The organism is Neoroseomonas soli (assembly GCF_018129065.1).
Classification (GTDB): domain Bacteria; phylum Pseudomonadota; class Alphaproteobacteria; order Acetobacterales; family Acetobacteraceae; genus Neoroseomonas; species Neoroseomonas soli.
This window is the reverse complement of record NZ_JAAEDM010000040.1, coordinates 21,569-43,703: the sequence shown is the minus strand read 5'-3', so window position 1 is coordinate 43,703 and position 22,135 is coordinate 21,569. Positions and strand designations below refer to the sequence as shown.

The following is a 22,135-nucleotide window of genomic DNA, read 5'->3' as shown; positions in this document are numbered from 1 at the left end:
CGCGCCACGGCAGCGGGCAGGGCGGCCGGCTGTTTCGCCGCGCCGCCGGAAAGCTCGATCAGGGCCGCGCCACGCGGGGCGGCCAGCACCGCGTCGATCGCCCGCGTCGCGGCTTCCCCCGCCGCCATCTGGCCAACCGAGAGCTGCGCCTTCGTCACCGGCGCGAGCATCGCCGCGTGGTCGAAATACTGGTGCGTCGCGAAGGCGCGCTCGGCGGGGCCGAACCCGTCGGCCAGCAGGACCACCGGGGCTCGGTCCAGCGCCGCATGCGCCATGCCGTTCGCGGCATTGCCCACGCCCGGGCCACGGGTGCACAGCGCCACGCCTGGCGCACCCGAGAGCTCGGCATCCGTCGCCGCCATGATCACCGCCGAGGTCTCATGCCGCGCCAGCACGAAGTCGAGCCCGCGCGCCTTGGCCGCCGCGATCAGGTCCAGGCTCGAACCGCCGCCCGGCACGCCGAAGATCCGTTTCGTGCCGGCGGCTGCGAAGGCGGCGGCCAGGGCATCGGCGGCGGTGGTCGGGGCAGCGGCGTCGTTCATGCGGTTCGCTCCGGTGTTTCCGGGCCGAGGATAGGCGGGCCTCGTCGCGCTGCCCATCCGGCCCATATCCTGGGCAGCGATCGCCCGCTTTCTGGGCACGGAACGCACGGAACGGGCAACTCGGCGCCATCGCGCCCTTGCGCACCCCCCCTGCGCCCGGCGAGGCTCGGTCACGGAGGATATCTCGCCGGTGACCCAGACCACCCCCGCCTTCGACGAGATGACGACCGACGGCCTGGTCCGCGGCCCCTATGCCGAGATCGCCCGCTGGCTCGCCGCCACGCCGCGGGAGGCGCTGGAGCGCCGCCGCCATGAGGCCGAGCTGCTGTTCCGGCGCGTCGGCATCACCTTCGCCGTCTACGGCGAGGGCGGCGACCCCGAGCGGCTGATCCCCTTCGACATCATCCCGCGCATCCTCGCCCATGCGGAGTGGGAGGAACTCTCCCGCGGCCTGGCGCAGCGGGTGAAGGCGCTGAACCTCTTCCTCCTCGACGTCTATGGTGCTCAGGAGATCCTGCGCGCGGGCCGCATCCCCGCCGCGCTGGTGCGCGGGAACGAGGCCTTCCGGCCCGAGATGAAGGGCTTCGTCCCCCCCGGCGGGGTCTATACCCACATCGCCGGCATCGACGTGGTGCGCACCGCGCCGCACGAATTCTGGGTGCTCGAGGACAATTGCCGCACGCCCTCCGGCGTCTCCTACATGCTGGAGGGGCGGGAGGCGATGCTGCGCCTCTTCCCGGACCTCTGCGCACGCCACCGCATCGCGCCGGTCGGGCATTATCCGGAGGAGCTGCTTGAGGCGCTGAAATCCGTCGCGCCGCCCAACTGCCGCGGCCTGCCGCGCGTCGCGATCCTCACGCCGGGTTCCTACAACAGCGCCTATTACGAGCACTGCTTCCTCGCCGACGAGATGGGCGTCGAGGTGGTGGAGGGGCCGGACCTCTTCGTCGAGAACGATGTCGTCCATATGCGCACGACGACGGGGCCGCAGCGGGTGGATGTGATCTACCGCCGGATCGACGACGACTACCTCGACCCGCGGGTGTTCAAGCCCGAGAGCGTGCTTGGCGTGGCGGGGCTGATGGCCGCCTACAAGGCCGGCAACGTCACGCTCGCCAATGCGCCGGGCGCGGGCATCGCGGACGACAAGGCGATCTATCCCTACGTACCGGAGATGGTGCGCTTCTACCTCGGCGAGGAACCACTGCTCGCCAACGTGCCGACCTGGCTTTGCGAGCGGGACGAGGACCGCGCCCATGTCCTCGGCCATCTCGACGAGCTGGTGGTGAAGCTCACCAAAGGCTCGGGCGGCTACGGGATGCTGGTCGGGCCGCACAGCACGGCCGAGCAGCGCGCCGAGTTCGCCGCCCGCATCAGGGCGAAGCCGGCGGACTACATCGCGCAGCCGACGCTCGCGCTCTCCACCGTGCCGACGCTGGTCGAGAAGGGTATCGCGCCGCGGCACGTGGACCTGCGGCCCTTCGTGCTCTTCGGCAAGGAGGTGCGCATCGTGCCCGGCGGCCTCACGCGCGTGGCCCTGCGGGAGGGCTCGCTGGTGGTGAATTCCTCCCAGGGCGGCGGCACCAAGGATACCTGGGTGCTGGAGGACGATCCTGCCGACATCGCGAAGCCGACCGGGGGTGCAGGCTGATGCTGAGCCGCACCGCCGACAGCCTCTACTGGCTCGGCCGCTACATCGAGCGCGCCGGCAACAACGCGCGCGGCCTGCAGGTGGCGCTGCGCATGGCGAGCCTGACCCGCGGCGTGGACCAGCGCGACGGCGCCTGGCGCGCGCTGCTCGTCGCATCCGGCTGCGAGCCGGGCTTCCGCGCCACTGGCGCGGCGCCGACGCAGGAGGCGGTGGTGCGCCACCTCGCCGCGGATCCGGCCAACCCGTCTTCCATCCTTGCCTGCATCGAGGCCGCGCGGCGCAACGCCCGCGCCGTGCGCACCGCGCTGACCGTGGACATGTGGGAGGCGGTGAACGAGACCTGGGGCGAGGCCCGCCGCACCACCGAGGCAACCTTCGCCCCCGACAACCTGCCGGCCTTCCTCGACTGGGTGAAGAGCCGCACCATCCTGTTCAACGGCGCCTATGCCGACACCATGCTCCGCGACGAGGCTTGGCGCTTCGTGCGCCTGGGCACGATGATCGAGCGCGCCGACAACACCGCGCGCGTGCTGGACGTGCACCATCACGCCCTGGCCGGTGCCGAGGGACAGGGCGCGGTCGCCTATGTGCAGTGGCAGGCGATCCTGCGGTCCGTCTCGGCGCTGCGGGCCTATCACTGGGTCTATCATGCGCGGCTGGAGCCGCAGCGGATCGCGGAACTGTTGCTGCTGCGCCCGGAACTGCCGCGCTCGGTGATCGCCTGCTACGCCCGCATCGAGGAGACGCTGGAGGACATCGCCGTCGCCCATGGCGGGCGGCGCGGCGAATGCCACCGCCTGGCGGGCGAGATGCACGCCCGCCTGCGCTTCGGCCGGATCGAGGACATCATGGCGGGCGGGCTGCACGCCTTCCTGACGGTGACAATCGACCGTAACATAGAGCTCGGCCGGCAGATCCAGGACTTCTACCTCCAGGCCTGATCCGCCCGCGCCGGCACGACACGCTGCGCGGAGGCATCAGGCATGACTTATTGCGTCGGGCTCTACCTCAACGAGGGGCTCGTGCTGCTGTCCGACACCCGCACCAATGCGGGCGTCGATCACATCTCCACCTTCTGCAAGATGTGCGTGGAGGAAGTGCCGGGCGAGCGCATGATCGCCATGCTCTCCGCCGGGAACCTCGCCATCAGCCAGGCGGTGTGGAACCGGCTGCAGGAAGGCATGTGGCTGGACGGCCAGGTGCACACCCTGCGCGACGTGCCGACCATGTTCCGTGCCGCGCAGTTGACCGGCGCCGCGGTGCGCGCCGTGTTCGAGACGGACGGCCCGGCGCTGCGCGCGCAGAACATCGCCTTCGACGTCGCATTGCTGCTGGGCGGGCAGATCGGCGGGCAGCCGCAGCGGCTCTTCATGATCTACGCCGCCGGCAACTTCATCGAGGCGACCGCCGACACGCCCTTCCTGCAGATCGGCGAGCACAAGTACGGCAAGCCGATCCTCGATCGCGTCGTCACGCCCGAGACCAGCCTGGTGGACGGGGTGAAGCTCGCCCTCATCAGCATGGACAGCACGCTGAGGTCGAACCTGACGGTCGGCATGCCGCTGGACCTGCTGGTCTATCGCGAAGGCACGCAGCGGGTGACGCTGAGGAAACGCATCACCGACGACGATCCCTATTTCCGCGCCGTCCGCGACGGCTGGTCGGACAGCCTGCGGGACGCATACCGCGCGCTGCCCGTGCCGGATTGGGTGCCGGCCTGACCCTTGCGCGGCCGCGCCCCGGAGCCGCTAATGGGGCGAGGGAACGGGAGGCAAAGGGGCCATGGTCGGACGCAGGGCGGTGCTGGCGCTGAGTGCGCTGTCGGCGGGGCTCGCGGCACGGGGGGCCTCGGCGCAGGCTTGGCCGTCGCGGCCCATCCGCATCATCGTGCCCTTCGGGCTGGGGGGCTCGGCCGACGTCGCCGGGCGCTTCCTGGCCGAACCGCTGCAGCAGGCCCTCGGGCAGCCGGTGGTGATCGAGAACCGCCCCGGCGCCGGCGGCACCATCGGCGCCGAGGCGGTGGCCAAGGCGGCGCCGGACGGCCACACCTTCCTGCTGATGTCCAATACCCACACGGCGAACGAGACGCTGCTGCCGAACCGGCCCTATGTGCTGATGCGGGACCTCTCGGCGGTGGCCTTCATCAACGTCGCCCATCACGTGCTGGCGGTGCATCCGTCGCTCGGCGTGGCCTCGGTGCAGGAACTGATCGCCTACGCCAAGGCGAACCCGGGGAAGGTCGACTATGCCTCCTCCGGCCCCGGCACGCCGTACCATGTGGCGGGCGAGGTATTCCGCGCCATGGCCGGCATCGAGATCACCCACATTCCCTTCCGCGGATCCAATGAGGCGCGCACCGCGCTGATCGCCGGCCAGGTGCCGATGATGTTCGACGCCATCCCGACCATGGCCGAGCAGGCGCGCGGCGGGCGGGTGAGGGCGCTCGCCACCACCGGCCCGCAGCGCAGCCCGCTGCTGCCGGATGTGCCCACGGTGGCGGAGGTCCTGCCGGGCTACGAGGCGAGCATCTGGCTCGGCCTCATGGCGCCCGCCGCGACGCCGCTGCCGATCCGCGAGCGCCTCAACGCCGAGATCAACCGCATCATGGGCCTGCCCGCGACGCGGGAGGCGCAGCAGCGTGTCGGTGCCCTGGTCAACCCGATGAGTGTCGAGGCCTTCGACCGCTTCCTGCGCGAGGATATCACCCGCCAGGCGGAGGGCATCCGCCTCGCCGGCATCCAGGCGAACTGAACGCGCCGTGCTCGCCTTCACCCTCAACGGCGCGGCGGCGATCGTGGATATGCCCGAAACCACGCCCCTGCTGCACGCGCTGCGCGGGCCGCTCGGGCTGTCCGGTCCGCGCTTCGGCTGCGGCGCAGAGCAATGCGGCGCCTGCGTCGTGCTGCTGGACGGGCGCGTGGCCTATGCCTGCACGCTCCCCGTCTCCGCCGTCGCCGGGTGCAGCGTGACGACGGTGGAAGGGCTCGGCACGCCGGAGACGCCGCATCCCCTGCAGCGCGCCTTCCTGGGGGAGCAGGCCGGGCAGTGCGGCTTCTGCCTTTCCGGCATCCTGGTCGCCGCGGCCGCGCTGCTGGCCCGCGACCCGGACCCGGAGGACGCGGCGATCCGCGCGGCGCTCGACCCGCATCTCTGCCGTTGCGGCAGCCACAACCGGATCATCCGCGCCGTGCGGCGCGCGGCGGCGGAGATGAGGGGCGCGGCATGACCTCCGACCTCGACCGACGCGCGGCGCCGCCGGGGCGACTGCCCGGCAGCCTTGCGGCCAATCCGCGCCTCGACCGCTGGCTCGCCTTCGATGCCGCAGGGGGCGTGACGGTCACGCCCGGCAAGGTGGAACTCGGCCAGGGCATCCTGACCGCCCTGGCGCAGATCGCGGCCGATGAGTTGGATGTCTCGCTGGCGCGTGTCCGCGTGCAGGCGGCCTCGACGCCGGCGAGCCCGAACGAGGGTGTCACGTCGGGCAGCCTCTCGGTGCAGGACAGCGGCATGGCGCTGCGCCACGCCGCGGCGGCCGCGCGCGCGATCCACCTGCAGGTGGCGGCGCAGCGCAGCGGCGTGCCGGTCGAGGCGCTGCGGGTCGAGGATGGCGCCTTCCTCGCGCCCGACGGGCTTTCGGTCGGGTCCTACTGGTCGCAGGCCGAGGCCGGGCTGCTTGCCTGCGATGCCCCCGCCGAGGTGCAACCCAAGCCCCCCTCCGCACGGCAAGTCGCGGGGCATTCGGTGCCGCGGCTCGACCTGCCGGACAAGGTGTTCGGCGCGCCGCGCTTCGTCCACGACCTGCGCCTGCCGGGCATGCTCCATGCGCGGGTGGTGCGGCCGCCGGCGCGGCGCGCGCGGCTGGTGGCGCTCGCGGAGGGACCGTTGCCCGGCGACGCCACGGTCGCGCGCGATGGGTCGTTCCTCGCCGTGCTGGCAGCGTCCGAGCACGATGCCGAACGCGCCGCGGAGCGCCTCGCCGCGCGCGCCACCTGGGAAGCGGAGGACACGCTGCCGCCGTGTCATGCGCTGGCGGATTGGCTTCATGCCGCGCCGGGCGAGCGCGAGGCGATCGCCGCACGCGAAGACCCTGCCGGCGATCCCGTGCGCACGCTGCGTGCCCACTTCTTCCGCCCTTATGTCGCGCATGCCTCCGTCGGCACGTGCTGCGCGGTGGCGCGCTGGCTGGACGGGACGCTGGAAGTCTGGACGCACTCGCAGGGCGTCTACAACCTTCGCGCCGATCTCGCGAAGGCGCTGGCGATGGCCGAGGAGGACATCCTCGTCCGCCACATGGAAGGCGCCGGCTGCTACGGCCACAACGGCGCGGACGACGTCGCACTGGATGCCGCGCTGGCGGCGCGTGCCGTGCCGGGCCGGCCGGTGCGCCTGCTGTGGTCGCGGGCGGAGGAACTCGGCTGGGCGCCGGTTTCCTCGACGATGCTGGTGGAGGTCGAGGCCGCTATCGACGCCGACGGCAGCATCGTTTCCTGGCAGGAGGAGGTGACCAGCCACGGCCATTCCTCCCGTCCCGGCCGCAACCCCGCGCCGACGCTGCTGGCGGTGGAATACATGAACCCGCCGCGGCGCATTCCCAACGCGATCAATCCGCCGCTCGCGTCCGGCGGCGGGGCGCAGCGCAATGCCATCCCGGCGTATCGCATCCCGCGGCTGCATGTCGGCGTGAAGCGGGTCGCGGAGATGCCGCTGCGCGTCTCGGCGCTGCGCGGTCTTGGTGCGCCGGCCAATGTCTTCGCCATCGAATCCGTCATGGACGAACTGGCGCGGATGGCAGGGCAGGATGCGCTCGACTTCCGCCTGCGCCATCTCGACGATCCACGTGGGCGCGACGTCTTGCTGCTGGCCGCGGAGATGTGCGGGTGGCGCGGCCGCGCGCGGCGCGAAGGATTCGGCCTGGGCCTGGCCTATGCCCGCTACAAGAACTCAGGCGCCTATTGCGCCGTGGCGGCGGAGATCGAGGCGCTGGAGCAGGTCCATTGCCGCCGCCTCTGGATCGCGGCGGATGTCGGGGAGGCCATAAATCCCGACGGCGTGCTCAACCAGTACGAAGGCGGCGCCATCCATGGCACCTCCATGGCGTTGAAGGAACAGGTCCTGTTCGATGCCCGGACCGTCACCAGCGACGACTGGGAGACCTACCCGATCCTGCGCTTCTCCGAGGTGCCGGCGGTGGAGGCGCGGTTGATCCCCCGTCCGGAAATGCCGCCGCTCGGGGCAGGGGAAGCTTCGCTCGCGCCCACCGTCGCCGCCATCGCCAATGCCATCCACGACGCGCTCGGCATCCGGCCGCGCGCCATGCCCTTCACGCCCGAGACCCTCGCTTCCGCATGATCCCGCTGACCCTCGCCTGCACCTCCTCCGACCGCACGCGTCCGCTGATGGACGGGCGCTTCCGCGTGCCCGGCTGCGACATCACCTTCCTGCCCGGCGAGCCGGAGGACATCTTCCGCCGCGCCCTCCGCGACCGCGCCTTCGAGGTGACGGAGCTCTCGATGGGCAGCCACATCGTGACCACGGCGCGGGGTGACAGCCCCTATGTCGGGGTGCCGGTGTTCCTCTCGCGCGCCTTCCGCCATTCCGCGGTCTATGTCCGCACCGACCGCGGCATAGGCAGCGCGGCGGACCTCGCCGGGCGCACCATCGGCCTTCCCGAATACCAGCAGACCGCGGCGCTCTGGGTGCGCGGCTTCCTGCGCGAGCACTACGGCGTGGACACCCGGGGCATCGCCTGGCGCACCGGGGGCGAGCGCGTGGCGATCACCCTGCCGGAGGGCTTCAACGTGAAGCCGCTGGGCGAGGACCTGGAGGCGGCGCTCGCCGCCGGGCGGATCGATGCGCTGATCGCCCCGCGACCGCCGCGTTGCTTCATCGATCGCTCCGCGCCGGTCGATCGGCTCTGGCCGGACTATCGTAGCGAGGAACAGGCGTGGTTCAGGGCCACCGGCTTCTTCCCGATCATGCATTGCCTCGCCGTGCGCAAGGATGTGGCGGAACGCCACCCCTGGCTGCCGGTGGAACTCTTCCGCGCCTTCGCGGCGGCGAAGGCGGCCTCGCTCGCGGAATTGCGGCTGGTCAACGTGCTGCGTGTCTCGCTGCCCTGGATCGCGGCGGAAGCGGAGGCGCAGATCGCCGCGATGGGCGGCAATCCCTGGCCCTACGGCTTCGCGCGCAACCGGGAGGAGATCGCGGCGATGACGCGCTTTGCGGCAGCCGACGGCCTCGCCGCGACGGAGATCGCGCCGGAGGCGCTGTTCCACTCCTCCGTGCTCGACCTCCTGGATGCGCTCTGAGGGGTTGCCTGCGGGCGGCACCGGCCGCATCACTGGCGCAATACAACCGGGAGAACGCCCATGCCCTTCGTCACCCGCCGCGCCGTGCTGGGCGCCGCCGCCGCCACCACGCTTGCCGCGCCTGCCGTTCGCGCGCAGGGGGCGGCGATCCGTATCGTCGTGCCCTTCGCACCGGGTGGTTCGACCGACGCGGTGGCGCGGCTCGTCGCGCCTGGCCTGACGCAGCGGCTCGGCGCGCCCGTGGTGGTGGACAACCGGGCCGGCGCCGCGGGCTCCATCGGCACGGATGCGGTCGCGAAGGCGCGGCCCGACGGCCAGACCTGGCTGCTGACCTTCGACAGCCACGCGACGCTCGCCGCACTGATCCCGCAACTGCCCTTCAACCCGGACCGCGACCTCGATCCGGTCATGCTGATCGGCGGCGCGCCCTATGTGCTGGCCTGCAAGCCGGACAAGCCGTTCCGCAGCATTACCGACGTCGTGAACGCGGCGAAGGCGCGGCCGGACACGGTGTCCTTCGGCTCCACGGGCAACGGCACGATCGGGCACCTGACCATGGTGCTGCTGCAGGGGCGGACGCAGACGCGCATGACGCACCTGCCGTACCGCAGCGGCGGCCTCGCGGTGAACGACACGGTCGCGGGGCATGTCGACATGATGATCGGTTCCGCCGCCGTGGTGCATCCGCATGTCCGCGGCGGCACGCTGCGCACCTTCGCCCAGTTCGGGCCGCAGCGCCTGCCGGCGCTCGCCGACCTGCCGACCGTTGCCGAGGCCGGCATCCAGGGCCTGGAGGCAGAGGCCTGGTGGGGCGTCTTCGCCCCGCACGGCACGCCGGAACCGGCCGTCGCCCGCATGAACGCGGCACTGAAGGAGGCGCTGAGCGACCCGCAGGTCCGCCGCACGATGGAGGAGACGCAGCAGGCGCGCCTGATCATGTCGGACCCCGCCGGCCTCGGCACCTTCCTGCAACGCGAAGTGGCGAAGTGGGGCGCGGTGGTGCGGGAGAACAGCATCCGCGCAGACTGATCTGGGCGGCCGGTCGTCCCTCGCGGGCGGCGGCCAAGTGCGGGGGCTGGGATGCGCCGTCAGGCGGCGGCGCGGCCGGGCATGCGGTGGCGGAAGGCTAGCGCCTCCGCCACATGGGCCCGGCGGATGCCGGCACTGCCGGCGAGGTCCGCGATGCTGCGCGCCACGCGCAGGGTGCGCACATGGGCGCGGGAGGACAGGCGCAGCCGGGTCGCCGCGGTCGTGAGCAGCATCTCGGCCTCGGCGTCGAGCAGCGGCTGGAGGTGGCGGATCTCCGCCTCGGCGTTGTTGGATGGGCCGCCGGCACCCCAGCGCGTGCGCTGCGCATCGCGCGCCGCGTGCACGCGCGCGGCGACGGTGGCGCTGGTCTCGCCGGCCGGCGCGCGGGTGAGTTCCGCGGCCGGGATGGGCATGACCTCGATCGTCAGGTCCATGCGGTCGAGCAGCGGGCCGGATAGGCGCATCTGGTAGTCCTCACCGCAGCGCGGCGCGCGCCCGCATTCGCGCCCGGCATCCCCGAGATAGCCGCAGCGGCAGGGATTCATCGCCGCGATGCACTGGAAGCGCGCAGGGTAGGTGACGTGCGCCTGCACCCGGCTGATGGTCGTGCGCCCGGTCTCCATCGGCTGGCGCAGCGCCTCCAGCGCCGGGCGCGGGAATTCGGGCCATTCGTCGAGGAACAGCACGCCGCGATGCGCGAGGCTGATCTCACCCGGCCGCGCACGGTTCCCGCCGCCGACCAGCGCCGGCATCGACGCGGAATGGTGCGGGTCACGGAAGGGCGGGCGCATCACCAGCCGCCCACCTTCCAGCAATCCGGCGATGGAGTGGACGAGCGAGACCTCCAGCGCCTCGCTCGGCGAGAGGTCTGGCAGAAGGCCGGGCAGGCGGGACGCCAGCATCGACTTGCCCGCGCCCGGCGGGCCGACCATCAGGAGATTGTGGGATCCCGCCGCGGCGATCTCGAGCGCGCGCTTGGCACTTTCCTGCCCCTTGACCTCGGACAGGCACGCGACGGCGCGCGGCGCGGTGTCCAGGACGGGCGGCTGCGGCGGCGACAGCAGTTGCACGCCCTTGAAGTGGTTCAGCAGGGAGAGGATGTCCGGTGCGGCCAGCACCTCGATGCGCCCGGCCCAGGCGGCCTCGCCGCCCTGCGCGGCGGGACAGATCAGCCCGAGGTCGCGCTCCGAGGCGCCGAGCGCCGCCGGCAGCACGCCGGCCACGGGCATGATCGACCCGTCGAGCGAGAGTTCCCCGAGCGCCGCATAGCCCGCCGCATCCTCCTTCGGGACGATCTCCATCGCCGCGAGCAGAGCGAGCGCGATCGGCAGGTCGAAATGCGAGCCTTCCTTGAGGATGTCGGCCGGCGCCAGGTTCACCAGCACGCGCTTGGGCGGCAGCGAGAGGCCGAGCCCCGTGAGCGCCGCGCGCACCCTTTCGCGACTTTCCGCCACCGCCTTGTCCGGCAGGCCGACAAGCAGGAAGGCGGGCAGGCCGGGGGCGATCTGGACCTGGACCTCCACCGGCACGGGATCGATGCCGGCGAAGGCGAAGGTGGCGATGCGGGCGATGGTCATGGCGGTGCGCCAGGGTGGCGCATCGCCATGCAATTATCAACTCAAGGTTACTGTGCTGCCTTTCGCGCCAAGCGCATGAGGCGACGGAAATTGCCCGACCAGAGCAGGTCCAGCTCCCGCGCCCCATAGCCGCGGTGATGCAATTCCGTGGTCAGGTTCAGCGTCTCCGAGGCATCCTTCCAGCCGGGAATGCCGCCGCCGCCGTCGAAATCCGACGACAGGCCGACATGGTCGATGCCGATCCGCTTCACCGCGTAGTCCACGTGGTCCGCCATGTCCTTCACCGTCGCGGGCGACTTGCCGCCCTGCGGCGCCGGACGGAGGAAGGCATCGAGCGCGGTGATCTGCACCAGCCCGCCGACGGCGCGCAGCATGTCGAGCTGCTCGTCATCCAGGTTGCGCGGATGGTCGCAGAGGGCGCGGCAGCAGGAATGGGTCGCGACGATCGGCACCCGCGAGAGCTCCGCCGCCTGCATCATCGACGACTTCGCGCTGTGCGAGACATCGACCAGCAGCCCGACGCGGTTCATCTCCCGGATCGCCGCCCGGCCGAGCGCGGAGAGCCCGCCGTGTTCCGCCTCCGCGTCGCCGAGGTCCGGCTTGGGGCGTGCGGCGTCGGCCAGGTCGTTGTGGCCGTCATGCGTGATCGTCACGTAGATCGCGCCGAGGTCGCGCCAGAGCGTCAGCTTCGAGAGATCGCGCGCCATGGCGTTGGCGTTCTCGACCGCCGAGAGCACGGCGAGCGCACCGGCCTGGTGGGCGGCCTCGAGTTCTCCGGCGGTCGCGCAGAAGCGGCGCGCGGCATCGTCGGCGCGGCCGCGGATATGGCGCAGCATGGCCTCCGCGCGTGTCGAGGCGGTGATGAGGCCTTCCTCGTCGCGCCGGCCCTGGGGCGTATAGGCGATGAATACGGCGGCCTTCAGCCCGCCGCGCAGCATCTTCGGGAAGTCCACGCGGCGGTCGGTCTCGCCTGTCGCATCCGGCGGGTCGGGCCAGCGGATGTCGATATGCGTATCGAGCGTCAGCGTCGCGGCGTGGATGGCGGCGGCGGTGGTGGTCATGCGCGGCTCCAGCCGGTCAGGAAGCGTTCGAGCAGAGTGCCGATGACATCGACGTTGTAGCCGCCCTCCTGGGTGATCGCGGCGGGCAGGCCGAGGCCGCCGATCATCGCCGCGGCCTTCGCGAATCCGTCCTCCGTGACGGCGAGCGATGCCAGCGGCTCATCCTTCGACGCGTCGAAGCCGAGGGCGACGACCAGCGCATCCGCCTTGAAGTCGCGGATGGCGGCGAGCCCGTGCCGGATGGCGTCGAGCCAGCCCTCGTCGGCCGTGCCGAAGGCGAGGGGCATGTTCATGTTGCGCCCGTCGCCGGCGCCCGCGCCGCGTTCGGCGGTGCGACCGACATACCAGGGATAGTAGCGGTCCGGGTCGCCGTGGATGGAGATGGTCAGCACGTCCCCGCGTTCCCAGAAGATCCCCTGAGTGCCGTTGCCGTGGTGGCTGTCGATGTCGAGCACGGCGACGCGCGACGCGCCGGCATCGCGCAGCGCCTGTGCGGCAAGGGCGGCGTTGTTCACGTAGCAGTGCCCGCCGGCGCGCGCGGCATAGGCATGGTGGCCCGGCGGGCGGCAGAGCGCATAGGCGGTGCCGCCCTTCGCGGCCTCCGCCGCCGCGGCCAGGGCGCAGGCCGCCGCGCCCTGGACGGCTTCCCAGCTGCCGCGACTGATGGGGCAGGAGGTGTCGGCCGTGTACCAGCCGGTGCGGGCGATGATGGACGGCCCGCTGAAGCCGCCTTGAGCCAGCATCTCGGGCGTGGGGTGGATGTTGGCGACGGCTTCGGGGCCGGCATCCGGGAGCGCGGCCCAGTCCTGCGCGGCACTGGCGAGGAAGGCGATGTAGTCCGGGGCATGCACGGATTCCATCGCGCGCGGCGCGAGCGCGGGGGGCCGGGCGGGCGCGAGTCCCAGGCGGTGCAACGCCGCCTCGAGCGCGGCGGCGCGCGCCGGAACCTCATAGAGGCGGCGGACCTGGCCGCGCTGGAGAAAGAAGCTGGGCGCGTGCCCTGCCTGATCGGGATGCGCGAAGGTCTTCATGGTGCGCGAAGGCTAGGCATCGGCGGACGGCTTGTCCACGCGGCGGACCAGAGGGCGCCTTGTCCACTGCCTCCGCGGGGGGATAGCCTCCGGCAACGACCCAGGGAGACACGAACATGAACCTCTCGCGCCGTGGCCTGATGGCTGCTGCCGCCGCCGCCCCCGTCCTGATGCGCGCGTCCGAGGCGATGGCGCAGGGCGTCGCTCCCCGCCGCGGCGGCACGCTGCAGATGATGCTGACGCCGGAACCCCCGGTGCTGCAGATCGGCGTGAACCAGCAGGGACCGACGCTCGCCGCCGCGCCGAAGATGTTCCAGGGGCTGCTGAGCTTCTCGTCGACGCTGGAGCCGCTTCCGCTGCTGGCGAAGTCCTGGACGATCAGCCCGGACGGCAAGGAGTACGTCTTCCGCCTCCAGGAGAATGTGAAGTGGCATGACGGCCAGCCCTTCACGGCCGAGGACGTCGTCTTCTCCATCACGAAGTTCCACATGGAACTGGCGCCACGCGCCCGCGCCATCTTCCAGTTGATCGAAACCTGCGCGGCGACCGACCCGCACACGGTCCGCATCGTGCTGAAGCAGCCCTTCCAGCCCTTCCTGCTGATGTTCGACGCGACGGCCGCGGCGATCGTGCCGAAGCACCTCTTCGACGGGCGGGACTACCGCACGGCGCCGGCGGTGCAGCGGCCGGTGGGCACAGGACCGTTCAGGTTCGTGGAGTGGCAGCGCGGCAACTTCATCCGCATGGATCGCTTCGACGACTACTGGAAGCCGGGCCAGCCGTATCTCGACAGCATCATCTACCGCATCATCCCGGACAGCCAGAGCCGGCGCCTCGCGCTGGAATCCGGCCAGGTGCTGCTGAGCCAGGCGAGCGACATCGAGCCCTTCGACATCCCGGCGCTGCGCCAGCGTCCGAACCTCGAGGTGAATACGGCGGGGTGGGAATACTTCTCCCCGCTGTCCTGGATGGAGATCAACCACCGCGTCGCGCCGCTGAACGACCCGCGCGTGCGGCGTGCCATGTCCATGGCGATCGACCGCAATTTCATCGTCAACCGGCTGTGGTTCGGCGTCGGCAAGCCGGCGACCAACCCGGTCGCCTCGACCACGCGCTTCCACGACGCCAACGCGAAGATCGCCGCCTTCAATGTCCGTGCGGCGAATGAATTGCTGGACGCGGCCGGCTTCGCGCGCAATGCGCAGGGCGTGCGCTTCACGGTGAAGCATATCCCGCTGCCCTATGGCGAGATCTGGACGCGCCTGTCGGAATACTTGCGCCAGGCGATGCGCAATGTCGGCATCGCGCTGGAACTGGAAAGCACCGATGCCGGGTCCTGGGCGCGGCGGGTCGGCAACTGGGAATACGAGACGACGATCAACTTCGTGTACCAGTTCGGCGACCCGACGCTTGGGGTCGAGCGCACCTATGTCTCGACCAACATCCAGCGCGTGACCTTCACCAATACCGGCGGCTACGCCAACCCGCAGGTCGATGCGCTGTTCCAGCAGGCGCGCAATGCCGCCGTGGCGGCGGAGCGCCAGCGCGCCTTCAGCGAGGTGCAGAAGATCCTGGTCGAGGAAGTGCCGCAGATCTGGCTGATGGAACTCGCCTTCCCGACCATCCACGACAAGAAGGTGCGCAACGTCATCACGACGGGACTTGGCGTGCATACCTCCTTCGACGACGTCTTTCTCGCCGGCTGACGGATGGAGCTGTCGCGGCTGCCAGGCTTCCTCCTGCGGAGAGGCGTCAAGGCGGCGATCGTCATCCTGGCGATCGTCGTCTGCAACTTCCTGCTGATCCACGCCGCGCCGGGCGACCCGGCGAGCGTGATCGCGGGGCAGTCCGGGGCGGCGGATGAACGCTTCCTCGCGCAGCTTCGCGAACAGTTCGGCCTGGACAAGCCGCTGCATGTGCAACTGTGGATCTACCTGAAGGGCGTGCTGACGCTGGATCTCGGCTTCAGCCACCGGCAGCAGCAGCCGGTCTGGACCCTGATCAGCGAAAGGCTGCCCGCGACGCTGCTGCTGACCGGGGCGGCCTTCGCCTTCGCGATCACGGCGGGGGTCACGCTCGGCACGCTCGCGGCGCGGCGCGTCGGGACCTGGGCGGATTCCGTGATCACGGTGATCGCGCTGACCTTCTACGCCACGCCACTTTTCTGGGTTGGGCTGATGTTGGTGCTGTTCTTCTCGGTATGGCTCGAGTGGCTGCCATCCTTCGGCATGGCGACGGTTGGCGTCGAACTGCACGGCATCGACGCGGCGCTGGACCTGGGCAAGCATCTGCTGCTGCCGGCGCTGACGCTCGGGCTGTTTTACCTCGCGGTCTATGCGCGGCTGACGCGCGCGACGATGCTGGAGGTCGCGGACCAGGACTTCGTGAAGACCGCGCGCGCCAAGGGCGTGCCGGAAGGCCAGGTGGTGCGGCGGCACGTGCTGCGCAACGCGCTGCTGCCGGTGATCACCTTCGCCGGCATCCAGGCGGGGCAGCTCATCGGCGGGTCGATCCTCGTCGAGACGGTCTTCGCCTGGCCGGGGATCGGGCGGCTCGCCTTCGACGCGTTGCTGGCGCGCGACTACGCGGTGCTGCTCGGCGTCTTCTTCTGCACGAGCGTGATGGTGGTGGCCTTCAACCTGGCCACGGACCTGCTCTACGCCGTGGTCGATCCCCGGGTGGAGGTGCAGGGATGAGCGACTTCTGGAGGCGCTTCCGCCGCAACCGCGGCGCCGTGGTGGGGCTGGTCGTCCTGGTGCTGGTCATCGCGGTGGCGGCACTGGCGCCGGTGCTCTATCCGGGCAGCCCGTGGGACATGGCGACCGCGCCCTTCGTGCCGCCGGGCGAGGAGGGAATGCTGCTCGGCTCCGACAGCCTCGGGCGGGATGTCGCAGCGGGGATCGCGCATGGGGCGCGGATCTCGCTGATGGTGGGCGCGGTCTCGACCGTCGCGGCGTTGCTGATCGGCGTGACCCTGGGCGCGGTCGCGGGCTACCTCGGCGGCGTCGCGGACGATGCGGTGATGCGCTTCACCGAGTTCTTCCAGACCATCCCGTCCTTCGTCTTCGCCATTCTCCTGGTGGCGATCTTTACCCCTACGATCGGATCGGTCGTCTTCGCGATCGCCGTGGTGTCGTGGCCGCCGGTTGCCCGCGTGGTGCGCGCGGAGTTCCTGTCGCTGCGTTCTCGCGAGTTCGTCCAGGCGGCGGAGGTGCTGGGCAAGTCGCGCATCGCCATCGTGGTGACGGACATCCTGCCGAACGCGCTCTCGCCCATCGTGGTGCTGTCCTCGCTGATGGTGGCCTCGGCGATCCTGCTGGAGAGCGCGCTGTCATTCCTCGGCCTCGGCGATCCGAACCTGATGACGTGGGGCTTCCTGATCGGGTCAGGGCGGTCGGTGATCCGTCTCGCCTGGTGGATGAGCGTCTTCCCCGGCCTCGCGATCTTCGTGACGGTGCTGGCGCTGAACCTGGTGGGGGAGGGGCTTTCCGACGCGCTGAACCCGAGGCTGGCCCGCCAGCGGGGAGGCGCGGCATGAGTCTGCTGAGCGTCGAAGGCCTCACCGTGGCCCTGCCGCCGGGTGGTGACCGCCCGCATGCGGTCGAGGACATCACGCTCTCGGTGAACCCGGGCGAGATCGTCTGCATTGTGGGCGAGTCGGGTTCAGGCAAGTCCATCACGGCGAATGCGGTGATGGGGCTGTTGCCGAAGGGCCTGCCTGTGAAGTCCGGGCGCATCACCTTCGAGGGGCAGGACCTCCTCGCCCTGGCGCCCGAGGCGATGCGGCGGCTGCGCGGCGCGCGGCTCGCCATGATCTTCCAGGAACCGATGACGGCGCTGAACCCCGTCATGCGCGTGGGTGAGCAGATCGCCGAGGCCATGCGGGTCCACGGCGCCGGGCGCGATGCGGCGAAGCGCGTGCCGGAACTGCTGGCGGCGGTAAACCTGCCGGACCCGGTCGCGACCGCGCGCGCCTACCCGTTCCGCCTGTCCGGCGGCCAGCGCCAGCGCGTGATGATCGCCATGGCACTGGCGCTCGAACCATCCTTGCTGATCGCCGATGAGCCGACCACCGCGCTCGACGTCACGACCCAGATGCAGATCCTGCGCCTGATCCGAGAGATCCAGTCGCGGCGCGGCACGGGCGTCATGTTCATCACCCACGACTTCGGCGTCGTGGCGGAGATCGCCGACCGCGTCGCGGTGATGCAGAAGGGGCGCATCGTCGAACAGGGCTCGGCGGCCGACGTGCTGAACCGCCCCCAGCACGCTTACACGCGGGCCCTGATTGCCGCGGTCCCGCATGGCAATCCGGCTGGGCCGCAGCAGGCCGCGCAGGGTCCGCTGGTGCTGGAGGCGAAGGGCATCGAGAAGACCTACCGCCGCGCCGGCGGTTGGTTCGGGCCAGGGCCGGTGGTCAAGGCCGTGCACGATGCCGACTTCATTCTCCGCAAGGGCGAAACGCTCGGCCTGGTGGGTGAATCCGGATCCGGCAAGTCCACGCTCGCGCGCTGCGTGGTGAAACTCGTGGAGCCAGAGAAGGGCGAGATGATCTTCGAGGGCGCGGATCTGCGCCCGCTCTCGCGCGGCGCCTGGAAGCCCTACCGCAAGAAGATCCAGATGGTGTTCCAGGACCCCTTCGCCTCGCTGAACCCGCGCCGGACGGTCGGCGACATCATCGCCGAGGGGCCGGTCACCCACGGCGTCGAGCGCGGCGAGGCACTGGCGCGCGCGCGGGAATTGCTGCGGCTGGTGCAACTCGATCCCGGCGCGATGGACCGCTACCCGCATGAATTCAGCGGCGGCCAGCGCCAGCGCATCGGCATCGCCCGCGCATTGGCGATGGAGCCGGAGCTGCTGATCGCGGACGAGCCGGTCTCCGCCCTGGATGTCTCCGTGCAGGCGCAGGTGCTGGCGCTGCTCGCGGATATCCGCGCGCGGCTCGGCCTGACCATGCTGTTCATCACGCACGACCTGCGCGTCGCGGCGCAGGTCTGTGACCGGATCGCGGTGATGCAGCGCGGCGCGATCGTCGAACAAGGCCCGACCGCCGAGGTGTTCGGCAACCCCCAGCACCCCTATACCCGGCAATTGCTGGACAGCATCCCCGGACGGTCCTGGACGCCGCCGGTGATCGCCGCCTGAGGAGCACGACCGATGACCGAAATGCTGGACCCCGGCGCGCGCCGCGCGATCCTGGAGGCCGTGGACACGCTGCGCGACGACGCGGTGCACACGCTGGAGAGGTTGGTGCGCTGCCCCTCCACCCTGGGCAACGAGCATTCGGCGCTGAGCGAGATGGCGCGGATCTACGACGGCCTGGGCCTGGCGCCGCGCCGCGTGCCGACGGTGCCGGAGGAGCTGGCGTCCCACCCCGGCTTCTCGCCGCCGCTGATCTCCTACGAGGGGCGCGACAACATCGTCGCGGTCCACACGCCACGCGAGGCCCGCGGCCGCAGCCTGGCGCTGCAAGGGCATGTGGACGTGGTGCCCGAAGGCGCCGCGGATATGTGGGAGACGCCGCCCTATGAGCCTTCCATCCGCGACGGCCGCATGTACGGGCGCGGCGCGGGCGACATGAAGGCGGGCATCGTCTCCTACGTCACGGCGTTCAAGGCGTTGCGCGTCGCGGGGCTGCAACCGGCAGCCGAGGTGCAGATGCAGTCGGTGATCGAGGAGGAATGCAGCGGCAATGGCGCGCTCGCCGCGATGCTCGCGCTGCCGCGCACCGATGGGGTCATCATCCCCGAGCCCGGCCCCGGCCTGCCCGCGATGTATTCCGCCGAGGTCGGCGTGGTCTGGGCCTGGGTCACCGTCTCCGGCCGTCCGGCGCATGTGCGCGACATGCAGGCCGGCGTGAATGCCATCGAGGCCGCCAACGCCATTGCAGCACGGTTCAAGGACTATGAGCGCGACATGAACCGCGCCGAGCGCATCCATGCCTCCTTCCATGGCGTGAACCATCCGGTGAACGTGAACTTCGGCACCATCGAGGGCGGCGAGTGGAATTCCTCCGTCGCCACGCGCTGCCGCATCGGCATGCGTGTTGGTGTGATGATGGGGTACACCGCGGCGCAAACCAAGGCGGACATCGAAAGGCTGGTCGCTGAGGCCGCGCAGGACGAACGCCTGAGGGGCGCCAAGGTGAAGCTCGAGTTCAAGGGCTTCATGGCCGACCCCTGCGTCTTCGACATGAACGCGCCGATCGCACGGATGGCGAAGCGGAACTTCGCCGAAGTCGCCGGAGCGACCCTGCGCGACTACCCGGCCACTGGCCTGACGGACGGGCGCTTCTTTACGCTCTACCAGGATACGCCGGTCGCCTGCTTCGGCCCCGATGCGCAGGACATCCATGGCATCGACGAGAGCGTGGGTCTCGACAGCATGCACGACATCACCCGCACCATCGCGCTGACCATGGCCGAGTGGTGCGGGGTGGAGAAGGCGCGGTGAGCATCACCTTCTCGGCTGAACGCCTCTGGAACAGCCTGATGGAGATGGCGCGGGTCGGCGCGCGACCCGACGGAGGCGTGGATCGCCTGGCGCTGACCGAGGCGGACGGCGCGGCCCGCGCGCTGCTGCGCGACTGGGCGGAAGCCGCCGGCTGCACGCTGGCGGTGGATGGCCTCGGCAGCATGGTCCTGACCTATCCCGGCGCCGATCCGTCGCTGCCGGCGGTCGCGGTGGGCAGCCACCTCGACAGCGTGCCGACGGGCGGGAAGTTCGATGGCGCCTATGGCGTGCTGATCGGGCTCGAGATCGTCCGCGCGCTGCATGCCGCCGGCAAGCACACGCGCGCTCCGATCTGCATCGTCAACTGGACCAACGAGGAAGGCGCCCGCTTCGCCCCGCCCATGGCGGCGAGCGAGGCCGCCATGGGTTTCACCGACGCGGCGGCCGTGCTCGCCACGCCGGACCGCTTCGGCACCACCACCTACGGTGCCGCGCTCGACGCCGCGGGCTGGCGCGGCACGCGAGACCCGGCCGAGGCGCGCCGCTTCGCGGCCTATTTCGAGGCGCATATCGAACAGGGCCCGGTGCTGGAGCGCGAGGGCATCCCGCTCGGCATCGTGACCCATGGCTTTGGCGTGAACTACTGCACCATCACCGTGCAGGGGCAGGACGGCCATATCGGCAGCCGCATGGATGACCGTCGCGACGCGCTGGTCGGTGCGGCGGAGGTGATCCTGACGCTCGAGAGCATCGCGCATGGCACGGCGGGGAGGGGGCTTGCCTCCGCGACGCGGCTCGCGCTGGAGCCGGACGCGCGCGGCAACATCCCTTCCGTCGTGCGCCTGGTCGCCAGCCTGCGCAACATCGAGCAGGACGGTCTGGACGCGATGAAGGCGACGCTGGCCGCCGCGTGCCAGGAGATCACCAATCGCCGCGGGATGCCGATCTCCATCGACTACGTCTCCGGCTATCCGTCCGTCCGCTTCGACGCCGTGCTGCTCGATCGCCTGCGCCGCGCCGCCGAGGCCGCCGGACTGAGGCACCGCGACCTCCCGACGCCGATCGGCCATGACGCGCTGCATCTCGGCCGCGTCGTGCCGTCCGCCATGCTCTTCATCCCGTGCCATGGCGGGCTCAGCCATAATCCGGCGGAGAGCATCACCCCCGAATGGTCGGCCGCGGGCCTCGCCGCGCTGGGTCCGGCCGTGATCGAGACTGCAGGAGGCCTCGCATGAACGTCCCTCTTTCCGGCCAACGCCTCTGGGACAGCCTGATGGAAATGGCGAAGCTCGGCGGCACCGCGAAGGGCGGCTGCAACCGGCAGACGCTGACGGACCTCGATTCCGAGGGCCGCCATCTGCTGCGTCGCTGGGCCGAGGCGGCCGGCTGCACGCTCGCGGTCGACCGTGTCGGCAACATGACGCTGACGCGCGCGGGCCGCGATGCGTCGCGCAAGCCGGTCGCCTTCGGCAGCCACCTCGACACCCAGCCGACGGGCGGGAAGTTCGACGGCATCCTCGGCGTGCTGGCGGGCCTCGAAGTGCTGCGCGCGGTGCACGAGGCAGGGATCGTGACCGAGGCGCCGCTCATGCTCGTCAACTGGACGAATGAGGAAGGCGCGCGCTTCTCCCCGCCCATGATGGGCAGCGGCGCGGCGATGGGCATCTTCACGGAAGACGAGGTGCTCGCGAAGCAGGACCCCGAGGGCAAGGTCTTCGGCGAGGAACTCGCCCGCATCGGCTGGAAGGGCGGCGCCGACCCCGGCGCGCTGCGCGACATCGGTGCCTATTTCGAACTGCATATCGAGCAGGGCAAGCTGCTGGAGGATGCCGGCAAGGAGATCGGCGTCGTCACCCATGCGCTGGCGCAGAACTGGCTCGAGGTCACGGTGGAGGGCGAGGAGGCGCATGGCGGCTCCCCCATGGCCGGCCGCCGCGACGCCATGATGGCCGCTGCGCCGCTCATCTCCGCCATCGAGGAGATCGCGCTGAAGGCCGTCAGCGCCAGCGGCGAGCCGGGGCGTGCGACCGTCGGACGGCTGACGGTCTATCCGGACAGCCGCAACATCGCGCCCTCGCGCATCTGGTTCTCCATCGACACGCGCCACGGCGACGCGGACCTGCTCGCGAAAATGGCCGAGGAGATCCGGGCGCGCGCCACCGCGATCGCGGCCGCGCGCGGGGTGAAGATCACGGTGGCGGATTTCTGGTACTCGCCGCACACGCCCTTCGATCCTGCGTTGGTCGGCCGCGTGCGCGATGCCGCGCAGCGCCTGGGCCTGCCGCACATGGACATGCCCACGGGCATCGGCCACGATGCCGTCTATGTCGCACGCCGCGTGCCGGCGACGATGATCTTCTGCCCCTGCCATGGCGGGATCAGCCACAACGAGGCCGAGAGCATCACGCCCGCATGGGCTGAAGCGGGGTTGCGCGTGCTGGCCGATGCCGTCCTCGCCACGGCGGGCATCGCCAAGGACTGAG

At 70.9% G+C, this 22,135-nt stretch carries 19 protein-coding genes; 15 read left to right on the top strand and 4 right to left on the bottom strand.

Annotated features, from left to right (window positions below):
- Window positions 1-542: thiamine pyrophosphate-binding protein (locus GXW76_RS14795; RefSeq protein ID WP_246514347.1), on the bottom strand; the 542-nt coding region annotated here is incomplete at its 3' end.
- A 190-nt stretch (window positions 543-732) separates the two neighbouring features.
- Between GXW76_RS14795 and GXW76_RS14790 the strand changes: the two genes are divergently transcribed.
- From GXW76_RS14790 to GXW76_RS14755, 8 genes are all read left to right on the top strand, one after another.
- On the top strand, window positions 733-2,193 hold the full coding sequence (locus tag GXW76_RS14790; protein ID WP_456307110.1) for a circularly permuted type 2 ATP-grasp protein: 1,461 nt from the start codon (window positions 733-735) through the stop codon (window positions 2,191-2,193).
- Entirely contained in the window at window positions 2,193-3,134 is a 942-nt protein-coding gene (locus tag GXW76_RS14785; protein ID WP_211862855.1) for an alpha-E domain-containing protein, read from the top strand. The genes GXW76_RS14790 and GXW76_RS14785 overlap by 1 nt, the downstream gene beginning before the upstream one ends.
- A gap of 42 nt (window positions 3,135-3,176) precedes the next feature.
- A complete protein-coding gene (locus GXW76_RS14780; protein WP_211862854.1) occupies window positions 3,177-3,914 on the top strand; it encodes a proteasome-type protease in 738 nt (245 codons plus the stop codon).
- Window positions 3,915-3,975: 61 nt separating this feature from the next.
- Window positions 3,976-4,944, top strand: a complete 969-nt coding sequence (locus GXW76_RS14775) for a Bug family tripartite tricarboxylate transporter substrate binding protein (RefSeq protein ID WP_211862853.1) — start codon at window positions 3,976-3,978, stop codon at window positions 4,942-4,944.
- Window positions 4,945-4,951: 7 nt separating this feature from the next.
- Window positions 4,952-5,419, top strand: a complete 468-nt coding sequence (locus GXW76_RS14770; RefSeq protein ID WP_211862852.1) for a (2Fe-2S)-binding protein — start codon at window positions 4,952-4,954, stop codon at window positions 5,417-5,419.
- Window positions 5,416-7,542, top strand: coding sequence for a xanthine dehydrogenase family protein molybdopterin-binding subunit (locus tag GXW76_RS14765; protein WP_211862851.1), 2,127 nt, complete (start codon window positions 5,416-5,418; stop codon window positions 7,540-7,542). The genes GXW76_RS14770 and GXW76_RS14765 overlap by 4 nt, the downstream gene beginning before the upstream one ends.
- Entirely contained in the window at window positions 7,539-8,501 is a 963-nt protein-coding gene (locus GXW76_RS14760) for a type 2 periplasmic-binding domain-containing protein (protein WP_211862850.1), read from the top strand. Before GXW76_RS14765 ends, GXW76_RS14760 begins: the two co-directional genes overlap by 4 nt.
- A 60-nt stretch (window positions 8,502-8,561) precedes the next feature.
- Window positions 8,562-9,530: a tripartite tricarboxylate transporter substrate binding protein gene (locus tag GXW76_RS14755; RefSeq protein WP_211862849.1), complete on the top strand. Its 969-nt coding sequence runs from the start codon at window positions 8,562-8,564 to the stop codon at window positions 9,528-9,530.
- 59 nt (window positions 9,531-9,589) lie between these two features.
- On the opposite strand, the gene GXW76_RS14750 is transcribed toward GXW76_RS14755, so the two are convergent.
- Genes GXW76_RS14750 through GXW76_RS14740 form a run of 3 tightly spaced genes read right to left on the bottom strand, consistent with a single transcriptional unit; the run spans window position 9,590 to window position 13,199 of the window.
- Entirely contained in the window at window positions 9,590-11,107 is a 1,518-nt protein-coding gene (locus GXW76_RS14750; protein WP_211862848.1) for a YifB family Mg chelatase-like AAA ATPase, read from the bottom strand.
- Between the two features lie 47 nt (window positions 11,108-11,154).
- The gene (locus GXW76_RS14745) at window positions 11,155-12,168 is read right to left on the bottom strand and encodes a dipeptidase (RefSeq protein WP_211862847.1); all 1,014 of its coding nucleotides are present in this window, start codon (window positions 12,166-12,168) and stop codon (window positions 11,155-11,157) included.
- The gene (locus GXW76_RS14740; protein WP_211862846.1) at window positions 12,165-13,199 is read right to left on the bottom strand and encodes a histone deacetylase family protein; all 1,035 of its coding nucleotides are present in this window, start codon (window positions 13,197-13,199) and stop codon (window positions 12,165-12,167) included. Before GXW76_RS14740 ends, GXW76_RS14745 begins: the two co-directional genes overlap by 4 nt.
- Before the next feature lie 116 nt (window positions 13,200-13,315).
- Here GXW76_RS14740 and GXW76_RS14735 point away from each other — a divergent pair, with 116 nt between their 5' ends.
- From GXW76_RS14735 to GXW76_RS14705, 7 genes are read left to right on the top strand one after another with little or no spacing between them, the layout of a single operon-like run.
- The gene (locus GXW76_RS14735; RefSeq protein WP_246514345.1) at window positions 13,316-14,905 is read left to right on the top strand and encodes an ABC transporter substrate-binding protein; all 1,590 of its coding nucleotides are present in this window, start codon (window positions 13,316-13,318) and stop codon (window positions 14,903-14,905) included.
- Window positions 14,906-14,908: 3 nt separating this feature from the next.
- Window positions 14,909-15,895 (top strand): ABC transporter permease, encoded by a 987-nt coding sequence (locus tag GXW76_RS14730; RefSeq protein WP_211862845.1) that lies wholly within the window; start codon window positions 14,909-14,911, stop codon window positions 15,893-15,895.
- Entirely contained in the window at window positions 15,892-16,737 is an 846-nt protein-coding gene (locus GXW76_RS14725; protein ID WP_211862844.1) for an ABC transporter permease, read from the top strand. Before GXW76_RS14730 ends, GXW76_RS14725 begins: the two co-directional genes overlap by 4 nt.
- On the top strand, window positions 16,734-18,344 hold the full coding sequence (locus tag GXW76_RS14720; protein WP_211862843.1) for an ABC transporter ATP-binding protein: 1,611 nt from the start codon (window positions 16,734-16,736) through the stop codon (window positions 18,342-18,344). Before GXW76_RS14725 ends, GXW76_RS14720 begins: the two co-directional genes overlap by 4 nt.
- Before the next feature lie 12 nt (window positions 18,345-18,356).
- Complete coding sequence (locus GXW76_RS14715) at window positions 18,357-19,652, top strand: ArgE/DapE family deacylase (RefSeq protein WP_211862842.1); 1,296 nt, start codon at window positions 18,357-18,359, stop codon at window positions 19,650-19,652.
- A complete protein-coding gene (locus tag GXW76_RS14710; protein ID WP_338150966.1) occupies window positions 19,649-20,887 on the top strand; it encodes a hydantoinase/carbamoylase family amidase in 1,239 nt (412 codons plus the stop codon). Before GXW76_RS14715 ends, GXW76_RS14710 begins: the two co-directional genes overlap by 4 nt.
- On the top strand, window positions 20,884-22,134 hold the full coding sequence (locus tag GXW76_RS14705; RefSeq protein WP_211862841.1) for a Zn-dependent hydrolase: 1,251 nt from the start codon (window positions 20,884-20,886) through the stop codon (window positions 22,132-22,134). Before GXW76_RS14710 ends, GXW76_RS14705 begins: the two co-directional genes overlap by 4 nt.
- Window position 22,135: the final 1 nt, after the last annotated feature.

Excerpts from the sequence above, each read along its gene's own strand:
- GXW76_RS14735 (WP_246514345.1), top strand. The coding sequence starts at position 13,316 with ATGAACCTCTCGCGCCGTGGCCTGATGGCTGCTGCCGCCGCCGCCCCC.
- GXW76_RS14755 (WP_211862849.1), top strand. The coding sequence starts at position 8,562 with ATGCCCTTCGTCACCCGCCGCGCCGTGCTGGGCGCCGCCGCCGCCACC.
- GXW76_RS14765 (WP_211862851.1), top strand. The coding sequence starts at position 5,416 with ATGACCTCCGACCTCGACCGACGCGCGGCGCCGCCGGGGCGACTGCCC.
- GXW76_RS14775 (WP_211862853.1), top strand. The coding sequence starts at position 3,976 with ATGGTCGGACGCAGGGCGGTGCTGGCGCTGAGTGCGCTGTCGGCGGGG.
- GXW76_RS14745 (WP_211862847.1), bottom strand. The coding sequence starts at position 12,168 with ATGACCACCACCGCCGCCGCCATCCACGCCGCGACGCTGACGCTCGAT.
- GXW76_RS14715 (WP_211862842.1), top strand. The coding sequence starts at position 18,357 with ATGACCGAAATGCTGGACCCCGGCGCGCGCCGCGCGATCCTGGAGGCC.
- GXW76_RS14780 (WP_211862854.1), top strand. The coding sequence starts at position 3,177 with ATGACTTATTGCGTCGGGCTCTACCTCAACGAGGGGCTCGTGCTGCTG.
- GXW76_RS14740 (WP_211862846.1), bottom strand. The coding sequence starts at position 13,199 with ATGAAGACCTTCGCGCATCCCGATCAGGCAGGGCACGCGCCCAGCTTC.
- GXW76_RS14760 (WP_211862850.1), top strand. The coding sequence starts at position 7,539 with ATGATCCCGCTGACCCTCGCCTGCACCTCCTCCGACCGCACGCGTCCG.
- GXW76_RS14785 (WP_211862855.1), top strand. The coding sequence starts at position 2,193 with ATGCTGAGCCGCACCGCCGACAGCCTCTACTGGCTCGGCCGCTACATC.
- GXW76_RS14725 (WP_211862844.1), top strand. The coding sequence starts at position 15,892 with ATGAGCGACTTCTGGAGGCGCTTCCGCCGCAACCGCGGCGCCGTGGTG.
- GXW76_RS14750 (WP_211862848.1), bottom strand. The coding sequence starts at position 11,107 with ATGACCATCGCCCGCATCGCCACCTTCGCCTTCGCCGGCATCGATCCC.
- GXW76_RS14720 (WP_211862843.1), top strand. The coding sequence starts at position 16,734 with ATGAGTCTGCTGAGCGTCGAAGGCCTCACCGTGGCCCTGCCGCCGGGT.
- GXW76_RS14705 (WP_211862841.1), top strand. The coding sequence starts at position 20,884 with ATGAACGTCCCTCTTTCCGGCCAACGCCTCTGGGACAGCCTGATGGAA.
- GXW76_RS14730 (WP_211862845.1), top strand. The coding sequence starts at position 14,909 with ATGGAGCTGTCGCGGCTGCCAGGCTTCCTCCTGCGGAGAGGCGTCAAG.